15 protein-coding genes are annotated in these 16,721 nt (G+C 70.3%); 10 read left to right on the top strand and 5 right to left on the bottom strand.

All coding sequences use genetic code 11. The annotated features are described in order from the left end of the window. The first annotated feature begins 99 nt into the window (after positions 1–99). The 5 genes from CACI_RS25400 to CACI_RS25380 all read left to right on the top strand — a co-directional run bounded on the left by CACI_RS25400 (position 100) and on the right by CACI_RS25380 (position 4,807). A complete protein-coding gene (locus tag CACI_RS25400; RefSeq protein ID WP_015793725.1) occupies positions 100–1,047 on the top strand; it encodes an alpha/beta fold hydrolase in 948 nt (315 codons plus the stop codon). Between the two features lie 63 nt (positions 1,048–1,110). After that, positions 1,111–1,410: a hypothetical protein gene (locus tag CACI_RS25395; protein WP_015793724.1), complete on the top strand. Its 300-nt coding sequence runs from the start codon at positions 1,111–1,113 to the stop codon at positions 1,408–1,410. Further along, positions 1,407–3,671, top strand: coding sequence for a hypothetical protein (locus tag CACI_RS25390; protein ID WP_015793723.1), 2,265 nt, complete (start codon positions 1,407–1,409; stop codon positions 3,669–3,671). Before CACI_RS25395 ends, CACI_RS25390 begins: the two co-directional genes overlap by 4 nt. Before the next feature lie 41 nt (positions 3,672–3,712). Further along, positions 3,713–4,282, top strand: coding sequence for a hypothetical protein (locus CACI_RS25385; protein ID WP_143765389.1), 570 nt, complete (start codon positions 3,713–3,715; stop codon positions 4,280–4,282). Between the two features lie 63 nt (positions 4,283–4,345). After that, positions 4,346–4,807 (top strand): hypothetical protein, encoded by a 462-nt coding sequence (locus tag CACI_RS25380; protein WP_015793721.1) that lies wholly within the window; start codon positions 4,346–4,348, stop codon positions 4,805–4,807. 31 nt (positions 4,808–4,838) lie between these two features. Here CACI_RS25380 and CACI_RS25375 read toward each other — a convergent pair whose 3' ends face one another. After that, positions 4,839–5,474: a TetR/AcrR family transcriptional regulator gene (locus CACI_RS25375; protein WP_015793720.1), complete on the bottom strand. Its 636-nt coding sequence runs from the start codon at positions 5,472–5,474 to the stop codon at positions 4,839–4,841. Between the two features lie 74 nt (positions 5,475–5,548). Between CACI_RS25375 and CACI_RS25370 the strand changes: the two genes are divergently transcribed. Next, complete coding sequence (locus CACI_RS25370) at positions 5,549–7,012, top strand: MFS transporter (protein ID WP_015793719.1); 1,464 nt, start codon at positions 5,549–5,551, stop codon at positions 7,010–7,012. Between the two features lie 294 nt (positions 7,013–7,306). Here the strand turns inward: CACI_RS25370 and CACI_RS25365 are convergent, their stop codons facing one another. Both CACI_RS25365 and CACI_RS25360 read right to left on the bottom strand, forming a co-directional pair. Continuing rightward, entirely contained in the window at positions 7,307–8,146 is an 840-nt protein-coding gene (locus CACI_RS25365; protein WP_015793718.1) for an alpha/beta hydrolase, read from the bottom strand. Between the two features lie 190 nt (positions 8,147–8,336). Continuing rightward, on the bottom strand, positions 8,337–8,711 hold the full coding sequence (locus CACI_RS25360) for a hypothetical protein (RefSeq protein ID WP_041540452.1): 375 nt from the start codon (positions 8,709–8,711) through the stop codon (positions 8,337–8,339). Positions 8,712–8,827: 116 nt separating this feature from the next. Between CACI_RS25360 and CACI_RS25355 the strand changes: the two genes are divergently transcribed. Then, positions 8,828–9,490, top strand: coding sequence for a cysteine hydrolase family protein (locus CACI_RS25355; RefSeq protein ID WP_015793716.1), 663 nt, complete (start codon positions 8,828–8,830; stop codon positions 9,488–9,490). Positions 9,491–9,500: 10 nt separating this feature from the next. Here CACI_RS25355 and glpK (CACI_RS25350) read toward each other — a convergent pair whose 3' ends face one another. Continuing rightward, complete coding sequence (gene glpK / locus CACI_RS25350; protein WP_015793715.1) at positions 9,501–11,024, bottom strand: glycerol kinase GlpK; 1,524 nt, start codon at positions 11,022–11,024, stop codon at positions 9,501–9,503. Positions 11,025–11,183: 159 nt separating this feature from the next. After that, entirely contained in the window at positions 11,184–11,951 is a 768-nt protein-coding gene (locus CACI_RS25345; protein WP_015793714.1) for an IclR family transcriptional regulator, read from the bottom strand. Positions 11,952–12,285: 334 nt separating this feature from the next. On the opposite strand from CACI_RS25345, the gene CACI_RS25340 reads away from it, so the two are divergent. The 3 genes from CACI_RS25340 (at position 12,286) to glpD (ending at position 16,595) form a co-directional block, all read left to right on the top strand. Then, positions 12,286–13,140, top strand: a complete 855-nt coding sequence (locus CACI_RS25340) for an MIP/aquaporin family protein (RefSeq protein WP_015793713.1) — start codon at positions 12,286–12,288, stop codon at positions 13,138–13,140. A 60-nt stretch (positions 13,141–13,200) separates the two neighbouring features. Beyond that, positions 13,201–14,721 (top strand): glycerol kinase GlpK, encoded by a 1,521-nt coding sequence (gene glpK, locus CACI_RS25335; protein WP_015793712.1) that lies wholly within the window; start codon positions 13,201–13,203, stop codon positions 14,719–14,721. A gap of 71 nt (positions 14,722–14,792) precedes the next feature. Then, positions 14,793–16,595 carry a glycerol-3-phosphate dehydrogenase gene (glpD, locus tag CACI_RS25330; protein ID WP_015793711.1) on the top strand — a complete coding sequence of 601 codons (1,803 nt, stop codon included), beginning with the start codon at positions 14,793–14,795 and terminating at the stop codon, positions 16,593–16,595. The last annotated feature ends 126 nt before the right edge of the window (positions 16,596–16,721 follow it).

The following is a 16,721-nucleotide window of genomic DNA, read 5'->3' as shown; positions in this document are numbered from 1 at the left end:
TCCGCCCTGTGAGCCAGATCACGCCGCCGGAATCGAACTCCGGCGCGCCGCTCGCATCTTGTCGGTGAACCACTCACCCTCAAGATCGGGAGTCCGCTCATGGCTCACCCCTCGACCTCCGGACCGCTGAGCGAAGGCTCGCATTCCTACGAAGCCGACGGAATCACCTTGCGCTACCACGTCTTTGGCACCGGACCGGTGTGCGTGGCAGTTCCCGGCGGTCCCGGCATCGCCTGGGAGTACCTGCGCTCCCCAGCGCTCGAGCAGCGCCTGACCATGGTCTACATGGAACCGGCCGGCACCGGTGACTCCGGACGCCTGGCGACGCATCCCCACGGCTACACCAGGGACCTGTACAGCCGTCATCTGTCCGAGCTGATCGACCTCCTCCCTGTCGAGCGCGTGCACCTGCTGGGGCACTCGCACGGCGGATTCGTGACGCAGTACCACGCGATCCTGCGCCCGGACCAGCTGGCCGGGATCGTCCTCTACGAAAGCGCCCCGGCCACCGACCAGGCCTTCGGCGCCGAAGCCGCGCGGATGGTCGGCGAACTCGCCGAGCGGCACGCCGGCAATCCGCTGCTGCCCGACGCCCTGAACGCGTTCGCGCAGATCCCGCACATCACCGACGACGAGTCGATGATGCGCGTGGCACGCGGGATCATCCCGGCCTACGTCGCCTCGTACTGGACTGATCCGGCGCCCTGGACCGAGCTGCAGAAGGCGCTGCGGGCCACCTACATCTCCGGGCTGGACGAGCACGGCGTCCCCGACAGCGTCGACGACCGCGCCGCACTGCCCGCGCTGCGCGTCCCGGCGCTGGTCGTCGCAGGGCGCTTCGACGTGATCTGCGGGGTGCGCTGGGGTCAGGAACTCCATGCCCTGATTCCGGAATCGCGTCTGCTGATCCTGGAGAACAGCGGACACATGGGGCACTTGGAGGAACCTGAAGTGTTCGCCGAAGCGGTCGCCGCGTTCGTCTCCGGGTCGGCGTTCAGCTCGAAGACGGACATGCGTCACCACGGTTGTGGAGTAACAGAAAACTGAATTAGGATCGACGCGCTGTCACCACAACTTTACAAAACACCAGGTACACGCGGGGGGACCACTGTGCCGGACCTGTACTTGGACAGCCGAGCGCTGTCCGATTTCGCTGCGCGGTTGCAGAGCCTGACCGGGGATCTCAAAGCTCCGATCTACAGCGAGGCTGTCTGCTCCGACGTGCTCAACGACAACCTCGAGTCGTTCTCGATCAACGACACCGCCTGCGGCTCCAGTCTGAACGACTACCTGACGGCGCTGGCGGCGATGGCGACCTCGGCCGCGGCCGCCGCGGAACAGCTGGACGAGGATCTGGCCGCCCAGGCGCGCCAGACCCACGTCCACGGCCACATGATCGAGGCGCTGTGAACGCCGTCGCCGCGCCTTCGGCGGGAGGCGTCCCGCTCCCGACCTACAACCCGTGGCCGGACGACCCGGGGCAGTTCGACGCCGTCGTCGCCGGCCTGACCGCCCGCGAGGACGACGTCGAGGAGGTCCGGGTCAGCCTGTCCGGACTGCTCGGCGACCCGTCCATGAACGCCTGGATGGGCAAGAGCGCCGACGCCTTCCGCAGTACCCTGTCACCGGTTCCCGGGCTGCTCGGCAAGATGGGCGACGCCTACAGCCAGGCCGCCTCGGCGGTGCGCGCCTTCGCCCAGAAGCTGCGCGACGGGAAGGCCTCCTTCGCCAAGGTCCAGAGCTCGCTGCACGCTGAGGCGGCCAGCGCGCCGCAGACCGTCGACGGCCCGGGCGGCCTGGCCGAGCAGCTGGCGCACCAGGCGCAGAACGCGGCCGGGGACTACCAGAGCGCCATGCGGGCCGCCGCGTCGGCGGTGGCGAACGCCGACGACGAGCTGCGCAGCGTCAGGACCGCCCTGAGCGACCCCCGCTACGCCAGCTTCAACGCCACCTTCACCAAAGCGGGCGGGAACCTCACCGATCTGGGCGCCGGCCTGGAGCACCTGGGCGACGGCATCTACGAGGCCCAGATCCAATCGCTGAACGACGCGATGAACAACGCCCCGGGCGCGCTGCCGCCCGACGCCGTGCGCGCCGAACTACAGGACATGGTGAACCAGTACGGGAACATCCCGGACTTCTGGCTCGCCTTCGGACCGGTGGCCGCCAAGGTCCCCGGCTACCTGGACCAGCACGACAAGCTCCCCGACGGCAGCCTGCCGCCGGCGGACCAGGCCTTGATGAGCATGCTCGGCAAGGCCACCGCCAAGGCCGCCTCCGCCGGGGATCTCAACCTGCTGATCGCGCCCACCACCGGAGCCGGGCTGCTCGGCCTGGCCCGGCTCGTCGCCGCCGACGGCAACGGCAAGGACTTCGGGGACGGCGACGGCGCGCAGTTCCTGGCGGACCTCACCACCAAGCTCTCCGACGAGACGGCGAACCTGCCGTTCAACGGACCGACCGACGTCTACGACGCGGCGCTGAGCCAGGCGCTGACCGCCGCGACCCAGGACGGCACGGCCGCACGGCTGGCGCTGTCCGGCGACGGCGGGCTGAAACTGGCCACCCAGCTGCTGGAGGGCTCCGCGCCGATCACCGAGACAGTCGGTGCCTACTACACGACGATGAACGAGAACGAAGGCCCGCATCTGGTCATCGACCCGAACACCATCGCGGGGTTCCTGAACGCCGCGATCCTGGCCAAGACGCCGGGCTCGGACCCGGCCTCACAGCAGGGGATGCAGGCGGCGTTGAACGTCGTGCGGGCCACGGCCGCGTTCAGCTCGTGGGACCCGTCGAACAACGAGCACATCTACACCGTCGGCCCGCTGCCGGACTCCATCCGCGGCGCGCTCTACAACTACGGCAACGCCTACTCCTTCGATCTGGCGCAATCCGCGGCCGACAGCCACACCGACGGCGTGTTGCCGCGCGGGGACATGCCCGGCAACCCGTACGACTTCGTCGCGACCACCGATGAGACCAAGGCCTTCCTGGACGAGATCATGTCCGACCCGAAGTCCGCCGGCGGGTTCCAGGGTTTCGTGCAGGCGCAGTACAGCGATGCGGTGAAGGCCGCCATCCAGGGCGGACCCCAGCTCGACTTCACCCCCAACTACGCCAACCTGGTGGCCCTGACCCAGTCGGTAGTCAACGGCAAGCACCTGAGTGCCGCGCAGCAGGTCGACGCCACCAACGCCAACCACCAGGTGATGTTCAACATGCTGGCCGGCGCGCTGGGCAACGCCCCGGGCCCGGCCGACGGCATCCCCGGCGCCTCGGTCGGCATCGTGCAGACGCTCGACGGCCTGCTGCAGCCCACGGTCGGTCCCGGCGCCGGTCCCATCGGGCGCTTCTTCGACACCACGCACGCCGCTCAGGCCACGATCGACAACATGAACGCGAACATCAGCCAGGTCGACCTCGCCCGGCTCCTGGCGACTCAGGGCGCTTACGACTCCGGAAAGCTCGACCTCGCCGACAGCCCCGGGATCGTGGACGCGACGACCCGCAAGGTCGTGTACGGACCGGCGTTCCAGTCCTGGTGGGGCAACCACGAGAACACACCCCTGGGACCGATCAACCCCAAGACTGGAGAGCCGGTGGACGGATCGAAATCGCTGGAGACGTACGCGATCCAGGTTCAGAACGCCTTCGGACTCCACCAGTGAGGCGCGGCCAGCGGCTTCGGCGCGGGGCCGCCGTCCTCGCCGTGGCGGCGCTCGCCGGCGCGGCGGCGGGCTGCGGCTCCAGCGGCAGCGGCAGCGGCGGTCATGGGGGGACGACATCGTCGGCGACCGACGGTGGTTACCACTACCCCGGAGTGCGCGCCCGGGTCGCCGTCCTGCAACTGGTCCTGGACACCGGCCAGCCCACCGACCAGCCGGTCGGACCGGACATGGTCGTCGGCGGGACCGTGGTCTACAACGCCGGGTTCCAGACCTGGTTCGGCACCGGAGGCAACGGGACGCTGTCGCCGTCCTCGCACGTCTCGCTAGCCGATGAGGCGGTGAAGGCGCAGGCGCTCATCGGCCAGGTCCCGAAGCTCGCAGCGGCCGGGGCGGCGCACGCCGTGATCGCCTCCGAGCTTCTGGACGCCGGGCTGATCGCCGGCTCGGATCTGCCCGGTGCGCTCGACGCGAGTGGGAAGGTGACCGCCGGTCCCGCTGTCGAGTCCTGGTACACCGCGCACGCCTCGCAGCCCTTGGCCAAGGGCTCTTCGGTGTCGCTGAGCGATGAGGCGGCCCGGATCGTCGCGGAGATCGAGAAGTCAGGGTCCTGAGATTCCAGGGGACAGGCCGTCCTTTCCGGGCGGCCTGTCGGACATCCGGGCTAGATTGCCGCCATGGCAGACAGCGGCGATCCGATTCCCGGCGCGTACTCGGGCGGCCTGGCCGATCCCGATGTCCCGGTCCTGCGCGAGCACTTCCGGGACGTCACCCGCTGGGTGATCGGCGACGCGGTGGGTGATGAGCTGACCGCCGCGCAGAGCGACGCGCTCGCCGAGGAGATCGCGGTGATCCTGGCCTCGGGCCTGGCTCCGGCGCTGCATCGCGAGGTGGCGCACCAGACCGAGAAGACCATCGCCGAACTGCAGAACGGTCCGCTGTCGTTCGACTATCACCACCGACTGCTGATCGACGGACTCGCCGTGTCAGACGTGGTGAAGCTGATCGACGCGGTCGGGCGGCTGGTCGAGGCAGGGGTCGGCGATGCCATCAGCGGTCTCCATGAAACGCACCAGCGGATGCTCTACAACGCGCACGACGCATGGCGCGCGAAGCACGAGGAGAGCTCAGCGAGCTGACGGCCGAGCCATGCTGATAGCCGAGCCATCCTCATGACGATGGGGCAGCGACCCCGACGAGCTTGACCAGGAACCGGTCGACCTGCTCCTCCAGCGGCGGCCACGGCAGATCCGGCTGGTTGACGCGCATCGAGACGGTGCCGTGCACGGCCGCCCGCAGATCCAGCGAGACCGCGTCCACGTCGTCGGCCGGCGCGAGTCCGGCGTCCATGCAGCGGCGGACGGCGATGGTCGTGCCCTCGAACAGCTTCGCCTTGAACGCCATGGCCGAGCGCTGGTTCAGCGTGCTCTCGTGGAGGACTTTGTACAAACCAGGGTGCTGATACGCCCAGTCGCCCAGCACCAGGGTGCGCGCGCGCAGCTTGGCCACCGGGTCGGTGGCGGCTTCCTCCGCCTCCTCGATGGCCGCGACCTGGTCGAGCAGGCACTGCTCCAAGGCCGCCAGGACCAGGGCGTCGCGATCGGCGAAGTGGATGTAGACCGACGTCGCGGCGATGCCGACCTCCCGGGCCACCGCGCGCAGCGACAGCGCCTGGTCGTCGGCGAGTTCGTCGAGCATGCGCACGGCCGCGGCGACGATGTCCGCGCGCAGCTGCTCGCCTTTGCCGCGCGGGTTGCGATTCCGGGTGCCGCCTGGGGGTTCGGGCGTCGGGTCCATGGTGCCCATTGTAGGGCGGCGGTTATAACGCTACAGTCGTAGCACTACAGGCGTTCACCTATCCCGATACCGGATGTGCTGCCATGACGACCGAGTCCACACGGACCACTGAGACCGCCTCCCTCCGACCCCCTTCCGAACCCGCCCTCCCCGATCCCCGCCGCTGGTGGGTCCTGGCCGCGGTCGCCGCGGCGCAGCTGATGATCGGCCTGGACCTGACGATCGTGAACATCGCGCTGCCGTCGATGCAGCGCTCGCTGGGCCTGTCCGATCCCGCGCGCCAATGGGTGATCACGATCTTCGCGCTCTGCTACGGCGGCCTGCTCCTGCTGGGCGGCCGCATGTCAGACCTCATCGGCCGCCGGCGCGCGCTGATGATCGGTCTGACGGGCTTCGCCTTGGCCTCCGCGCTCGGCGGCGCGGCGACCGACCCGGCGATGCTGCTCGGCTCACGCGCCGCTCAGGGCGTGTTCGGGGCGCTGCTGACGCCGGCGGTGCTCGCGACACTCGCGACCACGTTCACCGTTCCTGCCGAACGCGGCAGGGCTTTCGGTATCTATGGAACCGCGATGGGCAGCGCGTCCGGCGTCGGCGTCATGCTGGGCGGCGTGCTCACCCAGTACCTCGACTGGCGCTGGTGCATGTATGTGAACGTGCCGATCGCGATCGCTGCCGCGGCCGGGGTTCTGTACGCGGTGCGTCCCGTTCCGCGCAACGCCGGGGTGCGTGTCGACGTGCTCGGTGCGCTGCTGGCGACCGGGGGCATCATGGCTCTGGTCTTCGGCTTCGCTCGGGCTCAGACCGACGGGTGGAGTGCGGCGATCACCGTTGTGCCGCTGGTGATCGGGGTGCTGACGCTGGTCGCCTTCGTGTTCGTGCAGGCTCGGACCGCCAAGCCGCTCCTTCCGCTGCGGGTCGTCCTCAACCGGCGGCGAGCCGGCTCCTACCTGGCGGTGTTCAGCCTGGCTGTCGGCATGTTCGCCGCGCTGTTCTTCCTGACGTTCTTCCTGCAGAACGTCCTGGGCTACTCACCGATCCGCGCCGGTCTGGCCTTCCTGCCTCTGACGGTCGGACTCATCGCCGGAGTGCGGGCGGTGACCAAGCTTCTACCGCGCGCGCCGGTGCGCTTGCTGCTGTGCCCGGGCCTGCTGACCATCGCAACCGGTCTGGCCCTGCTCGGCGTCGTGAAGGCTGACAGTGGCTACTGGCTTCATGTGTTCCCCGTGTTCTTCCTCGTCGGTATCGGCACCGGGTGGGTGCTGATCACCGCGAACAGCGCGGCGACACTGGGCGCCGGTCAGGACACCGCGGTGGCGGGAGCGATGGTCATGACCTCACAACAGATCGGCGCGTCCCTCGGCACGGCGGTGCTCAGCACGATCGCCGGAACGGCTGCCGCCGGATACCTCCACGGGCACCCCGGCTCCGGCGCCAGGGCTGTGGTCCACGGCTTCGACGTCGCGAGCCTCGGCGCCGCCGGGTTCCTCTGCCTGGCCGCGGTGACGGTCTTCCTCGTCAGCGGCAGGGGCGAACCGAAGGTCCGGTAACCGGTTCCGGTCCGGGTGCGCCGGCGATCGGCCTTGCGGGAACGGGTGCATACCCGGTATGTATATCTCCATGACGCGAGACCATACCGAGTATGCACCGGTGCGATGACATGTCGATCCTGCACGCGGTGCTCGCTGATGCCGGGCGCACAGAGCTGATCAAGTGGTTCGCGCGGCCGCTCACGCAGGGGGAGCGGCCGCGCGACGGGTTCGAGCTGAAGGTGGTGCTCGCCGGGGCGATGGCGGTGGCGGCCGGCGTGGTCTACCAGCGGCGGCGCTTTCCGTGGCCGGCGGCTAGGCCGCAGCGGGCTGCGCGAACTCCTGGGCGAAGAAGGCCACAACCTGCTCGACGAGCTGCTGAGCGTCGGGGTGTCCGTCGAAGACGTGGCCGGCACCCTCGACGGCTGTGAAGGTGGAGCGTGCTCCGACGGCGAGCAGGGCTTTGTGCAGGAGTTCGGCTTGGTGGACCGGCACTGTGCGGTCGGCGTCGCCGTGCATGATGAGGAACGCCGGCGCGTCGCCGCGGACGTGGGTCAGAGGGCTGGCCTGCACGGCTGCGGCTTCCAGCGCCTCGGGGTCGCCGCCGCCGAGAAGTCCGGAGATCGCGCTGAAGTGGCGCAGTGACACCAGATCGGTGGGGGAGCACCACAGGGCGGCGGCGGTGATCGGTTGGTCGGTGGCGTTGGTGGCGTTGGTGGCGTTGGTGGCGCTGGTGGCGTCGCTGTCGGTGGGGGCGAGGGCTGCGAGCGCGCCGAGCGTCCCGCCGGACGACTCGCCCCAGACGCCCACGCGCGTGGCGTCCAATCCCCAGGTGGCGGCGTTGGAACGCAGATATCTGATCGCGGCCCGGACATCGTGCAGCTGCGCCGGGTATGTAGCCTCGCCGGAGAGCCGGTAGTCGATCGTCGCGGCGGCGATGCCGGACGCCACCAGCGTGTCGAACACCGCGTTCGGGGCGAGATTCGACGGCAGATACCTGCGATCGCCCTCCCAGAACGCGCCGCCGTGCATCCAGACCACGACCGGCACCGGCGACTGCGGACTGGCGGTCACCGGGAGGTGCAGGTCGAGCAGGAGCGGCCGGTAGCCCTGGATCTCGGCGTAGGTCAGGCCTTCGTGAACAAGGGTGCTCATGCGATCGCGACCTCGGCTGTGATCGAAGGGGTCGAAGAGGATTGCGATCGTATCGGCTTCTTGCAGAATCCGCGCAGGATTTTTCGCCCGCGCATGCGATAGGCATCGGCCGACCGACCGCGACGCCTCAGCGACCTGATGCCCTGTGGCTCGGCGACCCGGCGACCCGGCGACTCAGCGACAGGGCGGCTCAGCGCTCGCGGAACCCGTCGAGGAACCGGCGGAACACGCCGCCCTCCCTCGGCAGCGCCGGCTGTGGCGGCGGCGGCTCGGCGCGGCGGGTCGCGATCGGCTGGTCGTAGTCGGTGCGCAGCAGGGCGTCGATGGTCTGCTGCTCGTCGAAGTCCTCGGAGCCCTCGATGGTCGGGACGAAGCCGACCAGCATGCCGTCCTTCATGACCTGCGCTTCCAGGCCCGCCGTGTCGTCGGTGTCCCACTCGGCCTGGCGTCCGCCGGAGAGCATGACGCGGATGCCGAACTGGTAGACGCTGACCTTGGCGACGTGCGCGTCCACACCGCGTTCGCGGAGGGCGTCGACGACGCGGCGCGCTCGATTCTCGTCCATGGTGATCAGGGTAGCTGCCTGACCTCGGTCTGGGCCTCGATCGCGGAGCTTTGGCGGCGCTGACATCGTGAGCACCCTCCCCGAGCGGCCACAGCCGTACCTGTAGCTTTTGAGGCGTGGATCGTTTCAACGGCTTGGAAATCCCCGAATCCCTGACCGAGGCGCTCGACCCCGCGCGGTTGGCGCTGATCGTCTACGACATGCAGGTCGGCGTGGTGCGGCAGATCGCGGACGGCGACGCGGTGCTCGGCAACGTGCGGCGGGTGCTGGCTGCGGCGCGGCAGTGCGGGGTGCGGACGATCTTCCTGCGGCACTACTTCCTGCCGGCGTCGCTCGCGGGGGTCTTCCAGTTGCGGCAGGCGAAGCTCTGGCAGCGCAAGGACGCCGCCGCCGACACGCGGCCGCTGATCCCGTACGGCTCGCCCGGCTTCGAGCTGGTCGAGGGCTTGGATCCGGGCCCTGACGAGGCGGTCATCGACAAGATCACGATGTCGGCGTTCGAGGGCACGCCGTTGGACATCATCCTGCGCGACTGCGGGGTGAGCAGCTACCTCATCGTCGGTGTCGCGACGGAGGTCGGCATCGAGCCGACGGTGCGGCACTCCGCGGACCTGGGCTACATCCCCATCGTCGTGCGCGATGCCTGCGGCGCCGGGAACCAGGACGCCGCCGCGCACGCCCTCGCCGGGTTGGAATTCGCCGGCGACACGATCTTCACCGACACCGACGAGGTCTGCCGCATTCTCGGCGCCAGGACGCAGGATCAGGCTCGGTCATGAGCGGCCGCCGCTACTCGCCCCGAGCCTCCGCCGCGGGCTGTATCCAGTCGAAGGTCCGCTCCACCGCGCGCCGCCAGTTCCCGTACTCGCTCTCCCGTCGTCCGGCGTCCATCGCCGGGTTCCACAAAGCGGCGCGATGCCAGTTGCGGCGCAGGCCTTCCAGGTCCGGCCAGTAGCCGACAGCCAAGCCGGCGGCGTAGGCGGCGCCCAGCGACACCGTCTCGGCGACCATCGGGCGGACCACCGGGGCGTCCAGGACATCCGCGACGAACTGCATCAGCAGGTTGTCGGCCGTCATGCCGCCGTCGACCTTGAGCGTGGTCAGCGCCAGACCCGAGTCGGCGTTCATCGCGTCCACGACCTCGCGCGTCTGCCAGCCGGTCGCCTCCAGGACCGCACGCGCCAGGTGTCCCTTGGTGATGTAGGAGGTCAGCCCGACGATGACGCCGCGCGCCTCGCTGCGCCAGTGCGGAGCGAACAGTCCTGAGAAGGCCGGGACGATGTAGCAGCCGCCGTTGTCCTCCACCGTGCGCGCCAGCGTCTCGATCTCCGGGGCGGTGGTGATCAGCCCGAGGCTGTCGCGGAACCACTGGACCAGCGAGCCGGTGACGGCGATCGAGCCTTCGAGGGCGTAGACCGCCGGTTCCGTGCCGATGCGGTAGCCGACCGTCGTGAGCAGTCCGTGCGTGGAGCGCACCGGGGTGTCGCCGGTGTTCAGCAGCAGGAAGCTGCCGGTTCCATACGTGCACTTCGCCTCGCCGCGGGCGAAGCAGGTCTGCCCGAACAGCGCCGCCTGCTGGTCCCCGAGCGCGGCGGCGATCCGGACGCCGGGCAGGGCGCGCGCCGCCTGACCGTAGACCTCCGCCGAGGAGCGGATCTCCGGCAGCATCGCCGCCGGGACGCCGAAGAAGTCCAGCAGCTCCGGGTCCCATTCTAAAGTCCTGATATTCATCAGCTGGGTGCGGCTGGCGTTGGTGACGTCGGTGACGTGCACGCCGCCGTCCACCCCCCCGGTGAGGTTCCAGATCAGCCAGCTCTCCATCGTGCCGAACAGCACCTCGCCGCGTTCGGCGCGCTCGCGCAGGCCCGGGTTGTGGTCCAGCATCCAGCGGATGCGCGGCGCGGAGAAGTACGTGGCCAGCGGCAGACCGGAGTGCTCCAGGACTGTCGAGGCGTCCGGGCGGCGCGCGTATTCGGCGACCAGCTCGTCGGTGCGGGTGTCCTGCCAGACGATCGCGCGGCCTAGCGGGTGGCCGGTCCGGCGGTCCCACAGCACCGTGGTCTCGCGCTGGTTGGCGATGCCGATCGCGGCCACCTGGCCGGTGGTCACCCCGACCTTGGCCAGTGCCTCGGGCGCCAGGTGTTCCAGGTTGCGCCAGATCTCGGCGGCGTCGTGCTCGACCCAGCCGGGCTTGGGGAAGTACTGCTTGTGCTCGCGTTGGGACACCGAGACCAGGCGGCCGCCGCGGTCGAACAGGATGCAGCGCGTGGATGTCGTGCCCTGGTCGATCGACATCACGAAGTGCGCGACCATGGTGCAGCCTTTCGGTGAGGGGGAGTCAGGCTGAGGGCGGGGGACGGTGCTCGGGGAGACCGTGCTCAGGGAGGCCGTGTTCACGGAGACTGTGTTCACGGCGGCGGTGCGGAGCCGGGCGGTGCGGCCGATGCCCGAGGCGACCCGCTCCGCCGACGGTTACCAGCGTCCCGCGCCGAGGTCCCGCGAGATCATCTGCGCGGCGTTCTGCACGGCGTCGGCCAGCGTCGGGTCGGGTTTGCCGGTGGTGGGACACACCCGGTCCACCGCGCCGGTGATGCTGATCGCGCCGACCACGAGCCCGCCGTAGCCGCGGATCGGCGCGGCGATCGAGGCCTGGCCGAGCGTCGACTCCTCGATCTCGGTGGCGTAGCCGTGGTCGCGCACCTTCGTCAGCTCCCGGCGCAGGGCGGCCGGGGTGACCAGGGTGCGCCGGGTGAGCGGCGCGAGTTCGGCCTCGCGCAGTTCGGCCGCCGCCTGGGTGTCGTAGGCGAGCAGGACCTTGCCCAGCGCGCTGGCGTGCAGCGGCAGCAGCGCGCCGACGTCCAGGCTCTGCAGGGAGTCGTCCGGCCGGAAGACGTGGTGCACGATCAAGACCTTGCCCTCCAGCAGGGTCCCGATCCACACCGCCTCGCCGCTGCGGGCGGCCAGCGCGTCGGCCCAGTTGATCGCCCGGGAGCGCAGCTCGTTCACGTCCAGGTAGCTGGTGCCCAGGTGCAGCAGGGTGGCGCCGAGCTGGTACTTGCCGCTGGACTTGTCCTGCTCGACGAAGCCCACGCCCTGCAGCGTGCGCAGGATGCCGTGCGTGGTCCCCTTCGCCAGGCCCAGGGACGCCGCTATCTCGCCGACCCCGAGCCGTCCGGAACCGCGCGCCAGCAGGCGCAGGATCGCTGCCGCGCGTTCGATGGACTGCACGGGTCCCGGCATGGCGGTGATGATAGCCCTTCGTGCGATGGCCGACGTCGTCGAACGCCGTACCCGGTGGCGGGCCCGGCGCGGACGGGCCCGGCGGCGCGTGCGCGCCGCGCCGGCCGGCCTGACCGGCCCGAACCTCCTCGTCCGCGAAGATTACCGCCATGTCGCGCGACGGTACCCCAGGTCGGGGATCCTGACCAGAGTTCGACAATGTCGACCGCCATCCGTTGACGGGAGGTTTCGGCGAACGCACGCTGTGCGGAATCCCGTGGTGAGTCGCGACACGCCGCCAAGGGACTTCAGGCGCCCCGGACGGCCGGGGTGTCCCACCGGTTCAGGAGGACACATGGCGAATCGCTTGGCGGAGCGCGTTCGGGCCAAAGGGCTCGTGGGGGAGATGGCCGCGGAGTTCGCGGGCACGTTCATCCTTCTGTTGTTCGGTCTCGGCGTGGTGGCCCAGGTGGCCGCCGGAGGGATCGGCAACCACGACAGCATCGCCTGGGCCTGGGGTTTCGGTGTGATGCTCGGCGTCTATGTGGCGGCCAAGATCACCGGTGCGCACCTGAACCCCGCGGTCACCGTCGCGCTGGCCGCCTTCGGCGGCTTCTCGTGGCGCAAAGTGCTGCCCTACTCCGTGGCGCAGGTCGCCGGCGCGTTCGTCGCGGCGCTGGTCGTGCGCTGGAACTACACCGAGGTCATCGCGAAGTTCGACCCGGGCCACACCCTGAAGAGCCAGGGCATCTTCTCCACGCTGCCCGGCAACGGCACGCTGCCGGTGCACATGTGGGGCGGGTTCCGCGACCAGGTCATCGGCACCGCGATCCTGCTGTTCCTCATCCTGGCGATCACCGACGTGCGCAACACCGCGCCGGGAGCCAACCTGGCGCCGGTCGTCATCGGCCTGCTCATCGTGGCCATCGGCATGGCCTTCGGGACCGACGCCGGCTACGCCATCAACCCGGCGCGCGACTTCGGTCCGCGGCTCGCCGAGTTCTTCACCGGCTATCACACAGCGTTCCGGGACCAGTACGGCGATCTGTACTTCTGGGTGCCCATCGTCGCCCCGATCATCGGCGGCCTGCTCGGCGCCTGGCTCTACAAGGTCCTGGTCGGCACCTTCCTGTCGGACGAGGCCGAGCCGGACGACCCGGCCGCCGTGCCGATCGACCCGGCGGTCCCCGCCGAGCAGCCGGCTTCCTGACCAGACTCGTCTTCGGAACCCATATCAGTTATCTGCGGATCGTGAGAGAGGCACCCCTTCATGGCTGACTACGTCGGCGCGGTCGACCAGGGCACCACCAGCACCCGTTTCATGATCTTCGATCACGGCGGCAACGAGGTGGCCCGGCACCAGCTGGAGCACGAGCAGATCCTGCCCAAGGCCGGCTGGGTCGAGCACAACCCCACCGAGATCTGGGAGCGCACCCGGGCGGTCATCGAGACCGCGATGAACAAGGCCCACCTGCACGCCGCGGACCTGGCGGCCCTCGGCATCACCAACCAGCGCGAGACCACCATGGTGTGGAACCGCCACACCGGCCGCCCGTACTACAACGCGATCGTCTGGCAGGACACCCGCACCGACCGCATCGCCGCCGCCCTGGACGCCGACGAGCGCGGACAGGTCATCCGCCGCAAGGCCGGGCTCCCGCCGGCGACCTACTTCGCCGGCGGCAAGATCCAGTGGCTGCTGGAGAACGTCGAGGGGCTGCGGGCCGACGCCGAGGCCGGGGACGCGATCTTCGGGACCATGGACAGCTGGCTGATCTGGAACCTCACCGGCGGCGTGGACGGCGGCGTGCACGTCACCGACGTCACCAACGCCAGCCGCACGATGCTGATGGACCTGGAGACGCTGGACTGGGACGAGGAGCTCCTGGGCTTCTTCAACGTCCCGCGCGCCATGCTCCCGGCGATCCGGCCCTCCTCGGACCCGGCGGGCTACGGCAAGACCCGCGCCGACGGCCCGCTGCGCGGCGAGGTCCCGCTCACCGGCGACCTCGGCGACCAGCAGGCCGCGACCGTCGGCCAGGTCTGCTTCACCCCGGGCACGGCGAAGAACACCTACGGGACCGGCAACTTCCTGCTGCTGAACACCGGCAAGGAGATCGTCCGCTCCGAGAACGGGCTGCTGACCACGGTCGCCTACAAGTTCGGCGACGAGGACGCGGTCTACGCCCTGGAAGGCTCCATCGCGGTGACCGGCTCGGCCGTGCAGTGGCTGCGCGACCAGCTCGGCATCATCTCCGGCGCGGCGCAGAGCGAGGCGCTGGCCCGGCAGGTCGAGGACAACGGCGGGGTGTACTTCGTGCCGGCGTTCTCCGGGCTGTTCGCGCCGTACTGGCGCTCGGACGCCCGCGGCGCCATCGTCGGGCTCTCCCGCTACAACACCAACGCCCACCTGGCGCGCGCCACCCTGGAGTCGATCGCCTACCAGACCCGCGACGTCGTGGAGGCGATGGAGCAGGACTCCGGCGTGCGGCTGGACGTGCTGCGCGTGGACGGCGGCGTCACCGCCAACGAGCTGGCCATGGAGATCCAGGCCGACGTGCTCGGCGTGCCGGTGTCCAAGCCGGTCGTGGCCGAGACCACCGCGCTCGGCGCCGCCTACGCCGCGGGTCTGGCCGTCGGCTTCTGGCGCACGACCGAGGAACTGGTCAGCAACTGGAACGAGGACAAGCGCTGGGAGCCGCGCGCCGACGAGGCCGCGCGCGCCAAGGGCTACCGCAACTGGAAGAAGGCTGTCGACCGGACGCTGAACTGGGTCGAGTTCGAGGACTGACCGACGCACCGCCGCCGGCGGGCCTTCGGGCCCGCCCCTGTCCCACCCGCAGTACAAACGGAGGAAACACCGTGCAATCCACACCCTTGGGCGCCCAATACCGGCTCGGCGCGCTCCAGCAGATGGCCGAGGAGGAGTTCGACGTCCTGGTCATCGGCGGCGGCGTGGTCGGGGCCGGGGCCGCGCTCGACGCGGCCACCCGCGGGCTGTCCGTCGCCCTGGTCGAGGCGCGCGACTGGGCCGCCGGGACCTCGAGCCGCTCCAGCAAGCTGATCCACGGCGGCCTGCGCTACCTGGAGCAGCGCGACTTCGGCCTGGTGCGCGAGGCGCTGACCGAGCGCAGCCTGCTCCTGAACCGGATCGCGCCGCACCTGGTCCGGCCGGTCCCCTTCCTGCTGCCCCTGCGGCACCGGGTATGGGAGCGCTTTTACATCGGCGCCGGCGTCCTGCTCTACGACACCATGGGCGGCGCGCGGACCCTGCCTCGCCACCGCCACCTGAGCAAGACCGCGGCGCTGCGGCGCGCGCCGGCCCTGCGCTCGGACTCGCTGACCGGCGCGATCCAGTACTACGACGCCCAAGTCGACGACGCGCGCTTCGTGATGGCGCTGGCGCGGACCGCGGCGCAGTACGGGGCGCGCGTGGCGACCCGCACGAAGGTCACCGGACTGCTGCGCGAGGGCGGCCGCGTCACCGGCGCGGTGGTGCGGGACCTGGAGGGCGGCGGCAGCATCGAGGTGCGGGCCCGGCAGGTCGTGGCGGCGACCGGGGTGTGGACGGACGACATCCACGAGCTGGCGCAGCTGCGTGCGTCGATCTCGGTGCGGGCGTCCAAGGGCGTCCACCTGGTCGTGCCGCGCGACCGCATCGACCTGCGCACCGGGCTGATATCCCGGACCGAGAAGAGCGTGCTGTTCATCATCCCCTGGGGTCGGCACTGGCTGGTCGGCACCACCGACACCGACTGGGACCTGGACCGCGAGCACCCGGCGGCCAGCCGCGCCGACATCGAGTACTTGCTCGAACACGCCAACGCGGTCCTCGCCAAGCCGCTGACGGAGGAGGACATCGAGGGCGTGTACGTCGGCCTGCGACCCCTGCTCTCCGGCACCGCGGACCAGACCACGAAGCTCTCCCGCGAGCACGTCGTCGCCTCCCCGGCACCCGGCCTGGTGGTCGTCGCCGGCGGCAAATACACGACCTACCGCGTGATGGCCAAGGACGCCATCGACGCCGCCGTCGAGGACCTGGGCACCGCCGACGAGGCGAAGATCCCCGACTCGGTCACCGACAAGGTCCCGGTCCTCGGCGCCGAGGGCTTCGCCGCACGCTGGAACGAACGAGCCCGCATCGCCCGCCGCACCGGCCTGCACCAGGTCCGCGTCGAGCACCTGCTCCGCCGCTACGGCACCTGCGTCGAGGAACTGCTCGAACTCATCGCCGCCGACAAATCCCTCGGCGACCCGATCGCCGGCGCCGACGACTACCTGCGCGTCGAGGCGGTCTACGCGGCATCGCACGAGGGCGCCCTGCACCTGGAGGACGTGCTGACGCGCCGCACGCGGATCTCGATCGAGGCCTTCGACCGCGGTGTGGCGGCGGCGCCGGAGGTCGCGGCGCTGATGGCACCGGTGCTGGGCTGGAGCGAGGCGACGGTGCGCGAGGAGGTGGAGCGCTACCGCGGCCGCGTCGAGGCCGAGCGGGCTTCGCAGGCTCGGGAGGACGACGCGGAGGCTGATGCGGTGCGGCGGGCTGCGCCGGATTTGGACGATGGGGCGCGGGGTGGTGGTGGCGCTGGCGCTGCTGGTGCTGCTGACGCGCGGGAGGTTGATGCGGCGAGTTGCGGGGCGGCGGCTTCGGAGAAGCAGCGCTGAGGGGGTTGGTTGCGAGATCTCTGGCCTCTGACCTCTGATTGGGCTTGGGCTTGTGCGCTGGAGGGTTGGCACCGTGCGTGCCGGCTCTCCAGCTGCGATCCGATCCAATCCGCTGAGGTGATGGGG

Origin of the sequence: Catenulispora acidiphila DSM 44928 (assembly GCF_000024025.1) — a bacterium.
GTDB classification, from domain to species: Bacteria; Actinomycetota; Actinomycetes; order Streptomycetales; family Catenulisporaceae; genus Catenulispora; species Catenulispora acidiphila.
This window is presented reverse-complemented; position numbering and strand designations above follow the sequence as displayed.

Coding starts and splice junctions, on each gene's coding strand:
- CACI_RS25400 (WP_015793725.1), top strand. CDS start 100: ATGGCTCACCCCTCGACCTCCGGACCGCTGAGCGAAGGCTCGCATTCC.
- CACI_RS25375 (WP_015793720.1), bottom strand. CDS start 5,474: ATGGGCACCATGGACCCGACGCCCGAACCCCCAGGCGGCACCCGGAAT.
- CACI_RS25360 (WP_041540452.1), bottom strand. CDS start 8,711: ATGGACGAGAATCGAGCGCGCCGCGTCGTCGACGCCCTCCGCGAACGC.
- glpK (WP_015793715.1), bottom strand. CDS start 11,024: ATGGTCGCGCACTTCGTGATGTCGATCGACCAGGGCACGACATCCACG.
- CACI_RS25380 (WP_015793721.1), top strand. CDS start 4,346: ATGGCAGACAGCGGCGATCCGATTCCCGGCGCGTACTCGGGCGGCCTG.
- CACI_RS25345 (WP_015793714.1), bottom strand. CDS start 11,951: ATGCCGGGACCCGTGCAGTCCATCGAACGCGCGGCAGCGATCCTGCGC.
- CACI_RS25365 (WP_015793718.1), bottom strand. CDS start 8,146: ATGAGCACCCTTGTTCACGAAGGCCTGACCTACGCCGAGATCCAGGGC.
- CACI_RS25340 (WP_015793713.1), top strand. CDS start 12,286: ATGGCGAATCGCTTGGCGGAGCGCGTTCGGGCCAAAGGGCTCGTGGGG.
- glpK (WP_015793712.1), top strand. CDS start 13,201: ATGGCTGACTACGTCGGCGCGGTCGACCAGGGCACCACCAGCACCCGT.
- CACI_RS25370 (WP_015793719.1), top strand. CDS start 5,549: ATGACGACCGAGTCCACACGGACCACTGAGACCGCCTCCCTCCGACCC.